Source organism: Cellulomonas endophytica, from assembly GCF_004123805.1.
GTDB lineage: Bacteria > Actinomycetota > Actinomycetes > Actinomycetales > Cellulomonadaceae > Cellulomonas > Cellulomonas endophytica.
Genome location: NZ_RWJX01000118.1, coordinates 1 through 6,726, shown reverse-complemented (window position 1 = coordinate 6,726; position 6,726 = coordinate 1). Strand labels below are relative to the sequence as shown.

Below are 6,726 nucleotides of genomic sequence, written 5' to 3'. Positions count from 1 at the left end.
CCCGTGGCGGCCCCCCGTTCGTCGGCGCGGGCCGCGGTCGCCACGCCCGGACGCGGCACGGCACCCGCCGCCGTGGTGGGCTCCCCGGGGGTCGCCGGCACGCGTGCGCGCTCGCCCGCGGCGCCCGGGCGCGCGGACACACCGGTCGCGGCGTCCCCGGCGGCCTCCGGCCAGCTCTCGGCCGACCGGCCCCCGGTGACGCGCTCCAGCCGGTCCAGGCGGGCGGCGGTGCCGGCACGGCTGTCGTCGGCCGCCGGCAGCAGCAGCCGCGCCATGAGCAGCTCCAGGTGCAGGCGCGGGGAGGTCGCGCCGACCATCTCCGTCAGCGCCGCGTTCGCCAGGTCCGCCGACCGCGAGAGCTCGGCCGGGCCGAGGTGCTGGGCCTGCGCCCGCATCCGCTCGAGGGCGTCGGCCGGCAGGTCCCCCAGCGCGGCCGTGGCGGCCTCGCCCGAGGCGGCGATGACGATGAGGTCGCGCAGCCGCTCCAGCAGGTCCTCGACGAACCGCCGCGGCTCGTGCCCCGTGGCGATGACGCGCTCCACGACGCGGAAGGCCGCTCCCCCGTCCCGGGCCGACACCGCGTCGACGAGGTCGTCGAGCAGGGAGGCGTGCGTGTACCCGAGCAGCGCGACCGCGCCCTCGTACTGCAGCCCACCGGCGTCGGAGCCCGCGATGAGCTGGTCGAGCACCGACAGGGTGTCGCGCACGGACCCGCCGCCGGCCCGCACGACGAGGGGCAGCACGCCCGGGCCCACCGGCACTCCCTCCGTGGCGCACACCTCCTCGAGGAACGGCACGAGGACGTCCGGCGGCACGAGCCGGAAGGGGTAGTGGTGGGTGCGCGAGCGGATGGTGCCGATGACCTTGTCGGGCTCCGTCGTCGCGAAGATGAACCGGATGTGCGGCGGCGGCTCCTCGACGATCTTCAGCAGCGCGTTGAAGCCCTGCGTCGAGACCATGTGCGCCTCGTCGAGGATGAACACCTTGTAGCGGTCCCGCGCCGGCGCGAAGGTGGCCCGCTCGCGCAGCTCCCGCGCGTCGTCGACACCGCCGTGGCTCGCCGCGTCGATCTCCACCACGTCGAGGCTGCCCGGCCCGCCACGGGCCAGCTCGACGCAGGACTCGCACCGGCCGCACGGGGTGTCCGTGGGGTGCTCCGGGGTGTTCTCCGCGCAGTTGAGGATGCGCGCGAGGATCCGCGCGGAGGACGTCTTGCCGCAGCCGCGCGGGCCCGAGAACAGGTACGCGTGGTTGACCTGGCCCGAGCGCAGCGCCTGCCGGAGGGGCCCCGTGACGTGCTCCTGGCCGATGACCTCGGCGAAGGTCTCGGGGCGGTACCGCCGGTACAGGGCTGTCGTCACGCAGGCACCCTATGCGCCCCGACCGACACCCGGGACCGGCCCTCCCTAGGCGGTCGCAGGCCCCGCCGGAGGCCTACCGCCGACCCCTCCGACGCGCTCGGGGACGCGCCGCAGGACGCCTCGACCACGGCGCGGAGGACCACCCCGGCGGCGTCCCGCCCGACCTCAGGGGACCAGGTGCAGGACGAGCGCGCCGAGCGCCGCGACGGTCGCGCAGCCGCCGCAGACGAGGGCGTAGACGGACCGCCCGCGCCCGGGCCGGCCCGCCGCCGCCCGGCGCAGCCCGACCGTCCCCAGCACGACCGCCACCGGCCCGAGCACCCAGACGAACGCGCTGAGCAGACCGACCCAGCCCGCGGCCACCGCCGGCCACGGCGCGCGCCCGGGCACCGGCGCGGCGACCGGTCCGTCCGTCGCGGGCCGCGCGTCGACCGCGCCCACCCCGGGGAGGACGGCGACGGGGACGGGCGTGAGGAGGTCCGTGGTCATGGCGCCAGGCTGGCAGCGCGACGGGCCCGGAGGTGCGGGGCGGGCGGGTGAACAGGTCCCGTGGCCCCAGGTTCACCCGCCCTCCGCGCCCGCCGGCGACGCGTCAGTCCGCGCGGACCACCGTCGTGGCGGCCGTCGCGCGCAGCAGGGGCCGGCTGGCCTCCGTGGCCGCGAGCACGGCCAGGGTCCCCACCACGAGGCAGCCGAGCAGCAGGAGCAGCCCGTCGGGCCGCACGACGAGGGACGCGCCGAACAGCGGCAGCAGCACCACCAGGCCCACCCCCGCCGACGTGAGGGACACGGCCAGCAGCGGCACGAGCACCTCGCGGCGCCGGACGGCGTCGAAGAGCTCGACCGGCACCCCCGCGAGGAGCTGCAGCGCGTGCTCGCGCCGCCGGTCGAGCACGCCTGCGGCCTGCGCGATCCCCGCCGCCACGGCGGCCACGACGTACGCGATCGCGAGGGTGAGCACCCCGCCCGTGACGAGGTCGGCGACGAGGAGCTCCGTCTGGGGGTCGCTCTCGCCGCTCAGCACGGTGAAGCCGGGCATGACGGAGAGCACCGCGGCGACGAACGACGCGAGCCCGAGCCCCCCGACGACCCGCCACGCGGCCCGCGGGTCGTCGAGCAGCCGGCGCGCGGCCAGCAGCCGCGCGGGGCCGCCGCGGCGCGCCATGAGCCGCCCGACGACGCCCACGGTCCACGGCCCCACGAGGTTGAGCGTCCCGAGCACGAGCGCGAGCAGCCCCAGCATCAGCGCGATCGCGACGGCCTCCCCGAGGCGGTTCATCACCCGCGCCCCCACGACGAAGGCGACGAGCGCCCCGACCACGCCGAGCACGCGCACGGCCCGCATCCCCGGCGGCGTCGTGCGGCGCGCGACCCCGAGCGGGGACACGACGACGCGGCGCAGGGAGGCGGCCCCGCTCAGCGCCGCCAGCAGCGGCACGACGAGCAGCGCCAGCACGGCGCCGGCCCACCCCACCCAGAGCTCGCCCGCGGTGAAGGGCCGCCCCTGGAACGGCACCTGCGCCCACACGGGCAGCAGCAGGGCGTGCCCGACGACGCCCAGCACGGCGCCCACGAGCCCCTGCGCCGCGGTCTCCACCGCGGTGAGCACGACCACCTCGCGCGGCGTCACGCCGAGGAGCCGGAGCGTGGCCAGGCGCGCGTCGCGCCGGGCCACGCCGAGCCGCGCGGCGGCACCCGCGAGCGCGAGCAGCGGCACGACGAGGAGCACGACCGCGACCCAGGCGAGGATGACGTACGTCGGCGCCATGGAGGCGTCGAGCCAGGACGGCGGGTCGGCCTCCCGCGCGACGAACCCGCGCAGGCCGCCGACCACGCTCAGCGTCAGCGCCGTCGTGACGGCGAAGGCCGCGACCGCCAGGGCGGTGGGCGTGACGGACCGGTCCTCCCCCGCCCGCCGCAGGCGGGGCGCCAGCGCCAGGACCGCCCTCACCGGGCACCGCCGCCGGCCGCGACGACCGGGGTCGCGGTCGTCGACGGGTGCACCCGGGGCGCCTCGCGCAGCCGCCCGTCGCGCACCTCGACGCGCCGGCCGCACCACGCCGCCGTCTCCTCGTCGTGCGTCACGACGACGAGGCTCGCGCCGGCCGCCCGGGTGGCCCCGGTGAGGACGCGCATGACCTCCGCGCCGGTGGCCCGGTCGAGCGCGCCGGTGGGCTCGTCGGCGAAGACGACCTCCGGGCCGGCGACGAGGGCGCGCGCCACCGCGACCCGCTGCGCCTGGCCGCCGGACAGCTCGCCCGGCCGCCGCTCCTCCATGCCGCCGAGCCCGAGCCAGCCGAGCCACTGCCGGGCCCGCGTCACCGCCTCCGCGCGGGGCACCCCGAGCAGCAGCAGCGGCAGCGCCACGTTCTCCTGCGCCGGCAGCTCGGGCAGCAGCTGGCCGAACTGGAACACGAAGCCGAAGCGGCGGCGCCGCAGGAGCGACCGCTCGCGGTCGGACAGGCGCGAGACGGGCGCGCCGCGCAGGGTGACCTCGCCCGCGGCCGGCACGAGGATCCCGGCCAGGCAGTGCAGGAGGGTCGACTTGCCGGAGCCGGACGGACCCATGACGGCGAGCGCCTCGCCGTCGTGCAGGTCGACGTCGACGCCGGCCAGGGCGGTCGTCGTGCCGAAGCGGTGGACGAGCCCGCGCGCCGACAGCCGGACGTCGGGACGGGCGGGGGGAGGTCCGGGAGGGGTCTGCGAGGTCATGCCCCCAGGCTGGCGTCGCCGGGGGGCGCCCCGCGTCGGCCCCTGCTCCCGTCCTGGCGGGCGGGCCGTCCGCCCGGGGGCGGACCCCTCCTCCGGCGCCATCCCTCCGCGGGACGGCACCCGCGGACGGTCAGGGGGACGCCGGGGACCGGGAGGGCCGCGCACCGGGCTCCGGGCTGCCGACCCGGGAGACGAGAGGACCCCCCGCACACCCGCCAGAGCTCGCCTGCCCTTGCTGCCTTCCGGCCCTGGGGGGGTTCAGCGAGATGACGCCGCACGAGGGGTCTGCCGCCCAGATTACCGCAGGGTCGCGCGGTGCTCCGCCAGGAGGGCGTCGACGACGGCCGCGGTCCGGCGCGCGCTCACGCCCGTGCTGGGGCAGGTGCCCCTGCCGAGGATCGTGTCGACGACGGTCTGCACGAGCGGCTGCTGGACGACGTCGGGGTAGGGCGCCGGGATCTCGCGCGTGCCGTCGCGCGTCGTGAGCCGCAGCGGCTCGGGCTGGAACGACGAGAAGCGCAGGGTGCCCCCGGTGCCGACGATCTCCACCTCGTCGACGTCCTCCGCCGCGTCGAACGCCCACAGCCCCGTGCCGCGCACGCCGGAGGCGAACCGGAACACGCCCGTGACGAGGTCCTCCGCCGGGTAGTGGCCGCCGCCGTTCGTCGAGCCGCCGGACACCTCCTCCACGGGCCCGAGGAGGTGGTCGAGCAGGTCGAGGGTGTGGGAACCGAGGTCGACGAAGAACCCGCCGCCGGCCACCTCCGGCCGCAGCCGCCACGGCAGGACGTCCCAGCCCTTCGGGGGGAACTGGTTGCGGATGCTCACCGCCACGGGCCGGCCGATCGCGCCGTCGGCCAGGAGCGCCGCCACGGTGCGGAACCGGGGCATCGCGCGCCGGTAGTACGCGACGAGGAGGGGCACGCCTGCCTCCTCGCAGGCCGCGATCATCGTGTCGCACTCCGCCGCCGTCCGGGCCATGGGCTTCTCGACGTAGACGGGCTTGCCCGCCGCCGCCGCGCGCAGCGTGAGGTCGGCGTGGGCGTCGGGCGGGGTGGCGATGTACACGGCGTCGACGTCCGGGTCGGCCAGGAGCGCGTCGGCGTCGTCGTAGGAGCGCGGGACGCCGTGGCGGCGGGCCCAGTCGGCGGCCTTCGCACCGTCGCGGCGCATGACGGCGACGATCTCGGAGCCCTCGACCCGCTGGAACGCCGGGCCGCTCTTGCGCTCGGTGACGTCCCCCACGCCGACGATGCCCCAGCGGACGCTGTCGGTCGGTCGGTGCGCGGCGGTCACGGGGGCGACGGTAGCGCCACGGCGAGCACGGCACGCCACGCCAGCGCCCCCGCCGCGCCGGCGGCGTCGGCACCGTCCGCGTCCCCGGCCACGAGGACGCCGTCCCGCACGACGAGGAGCGCGTCGGCGGCCGCCGCCGGGTCCCCCGCGCCCGCCCGTCGCAGCAGGTCGCCCACGGCTTCGCGCCACCACGCCCGGTGGCGGTCGACGACCCGCCGGACGGGGTGGTCGCCGTCGGCGAACTCCGCCCCGGCGTTGACGAACGCGCAGCCCCGGAACCCCGGCGCGCACGCCTGCTCCCGCAGCGCCTCGCCGAGCCGCACGAGGGCCTCGCGGGGGTCCGGGACCGCGGCGACGAGGGCGTCCCACCCCTCGCGCTCGAGCGCGTGCCACCCCTCGAGGTAGGCCACCACGAGCGCGTCCTTCGTCGGGAAGTGGCGGTAGAAGGTGACCTTCGTGGTGCCGGCGGCGGCGATGACCCGGTCGGCGCTGACCGCGCGCAGGCCCTGCGCGTACAGGAGCGGGGCGGCGGCGGCGAGGATCCGGCGCGCCACGGGCGAGCCCTGCCGCGCCGCGAGCGCGTCCAGCACCGTCGCCGTCATCGCGCCCCGCCCTCCGTCCGCGGCGGCCGACGTGGCACGCGCACGGGATCCATGATGGAGTAGACGTACTAGTTCGTCTACCTGCGCCGACCGGCGCGGTCGAAGGGAGCACCATGGCCGGGATCTACACCGCCGTCGCCACGTCCACCGGCGAGGGCCGCCGCGGCGGCCGGGCCACCTCGGACGACGGCGCGCTCGACGTCGCCCTCGCCGTGCCCGCCGCGATGGGCGGCGCGGGCGGCGGCACGAACCCCGAGCAGCTCTTCGCCGCCGGCTGGGCCGCGTGCTTCCACTCCGCGCTCAAGGGCGTCGCCGCCGAGCGCAAGGTCGCCATCAGCGACTCGGCCGTGGTCGCCGAGGTGTCCCTGCAGCCGAACGAGGGCGGCGTCGGCTACGGCCTGGGCGCCTCGCTGCACGTCGAGGTCGGCGGCGTGGACCAGCCGACCGCCGAGGCGCTCGTCGAGGCCGCGCACCAGGTGTGCCCCTACTCGAACGCGACCCGCGGCAACGTGGCGGTCGACCTCACGGTGACGGTGGGCTGACGCGCCGGCCGCGCACGACGGGCCCGGCCCGCCCCACGCCGGCCGCGCCCGACGTGCGGAGGGCCCCGTCGTCTCGGCTAGACTCGCTCCCGCGGTCCGGCCGGAGACGGTCGGCGCGCACCCAGGAGGATTCGCCTAGTGGCCTATGGCGCACGCTTGGAAAGCGTGTTGGGGTAACACCCTCGGGGGTTCGAATCCCCCATCCTCCGCCGG

Annotated in this window: 7 protein-coding genes, 1 tRNA gene and 1 other RNA gene; 2 read left to right on the top strand and 7 right to left on the bottom strand. The window is 77.9% G+C overall.

Annotated elements, in window-relative coordinates; genetic code table 11:
- From EJA20_RS17700 to EJA20_RS17670, 7 genes are all read right to left on the bottom strand, one after another.
- Nucleotides 1-1,361, bottom strand: a 1,361-nt coding sequence (locus EJA20_RS17700; protein WP_129339840.1) for a DNA polymerase III subunit gamma and tau, incomplete at its 3' end; no start/stop codon positions are given.
- Nucleotides 1,362-1,526: 165 nt separating this feature from the next.
- Entirely contained in the window at nucleotides 1,527-1,850 is a 324-nt protein-coding gene (locus tag EJA20_RS17695) for a hypothetical protein (RefSeq protein ID WP_129339839.1), read from the bottom strand.
- Between the two features lie 103 nt (nucleotides 1,851-1,953).
- Nucleotides 1,954-3,312 carry an FtsX-like permease family protein gene (locus EJA20_RS17690; RefSeq protein ID WP_129339838.1) on the bottom strand — a complete coding sequence of 453 codons (1,359 nt, stop codon included), beginning with the start codon at nucleotides 3,310-3,312 and terminating at the stop codon, nucleotides 1,954-1,956.
- Entirely contained in the window at nucleotides 3,309-4,073 is a 765-nt protein-coding gene (locus EJA20_RS17685; protein ID WP_129339837.1) for an ABC transporter ATP-binding protein, read from the bottom strand. The genes EJA20_RS17690 and EJA20_RS17685 overlap by 4 nt, the downstream gene beginning before the upstream one ends.
- A 192-nt stretch (nucleotides 4,074-4,265) precedes the next feature.
- An RNA gene (ffs, locus tag EJA20_RS17680) (signal recognition particle sRNA small type) lies at nucleotides 4,266-4,362 on the bottom strand.
- 8 nt (nucleotides 4,363-4,370) lie between these two features.
- Nucleotides 4,371-5,369 carry a Gfo/Idh/MocA family protein gene (locus EJA20_RS17675; protein ID WP_129339836.1) on the bottom strand — a complete coding sequence of 333 codons (999 nt, stop codon included), beginning with the start codon at nucleotides 5,367-5,369 and terminating at the stop codon, nucleotides 4,371-4,373.
- Nucleotides 5,366-5,971, bottom strand: coding sequence for a TetR/AcrR family transcriptional regulator (locus EJA20_RS17670; RefSeq protein WP_129339835.1), 606 nt, complete (start codon nucleotides 5,969-5,971; stop codon nucleotides 5,366-5,368). Before EJA20_RS17670 ends, EJA20_RS17675 begins: the two co-directional genes overlap by 4 nt.
- Nucleotides 5,972-6,084: 113 nt before the next feature.
- On the opposite strand from EJA20_RS17670, the gene EJA20_RS17665 reads away from it, so the two are divergent.
- Nucleotides 6,085-6,513 (top strand): organic hydroperoxide resistance protein, encoded by a 429-nt coding sequence (locus tag EJA20_RS17665; protein ID WP_129339834.1) that lies wholly within the window; start codon nucleotides 6,085-6,087, stop codon nucleotides 6,511-6,513.
- A gap of 124 nt (nucleotides 6,514-6,637) precedes the next feature.
- A tRNA-Ser gene (locus EJA20_RS17660) sits at nucleotides 6,638-6,722 on the top strand.
- Nucleotides 6,723-6,726: the final 4 nt, after the last annotated feature.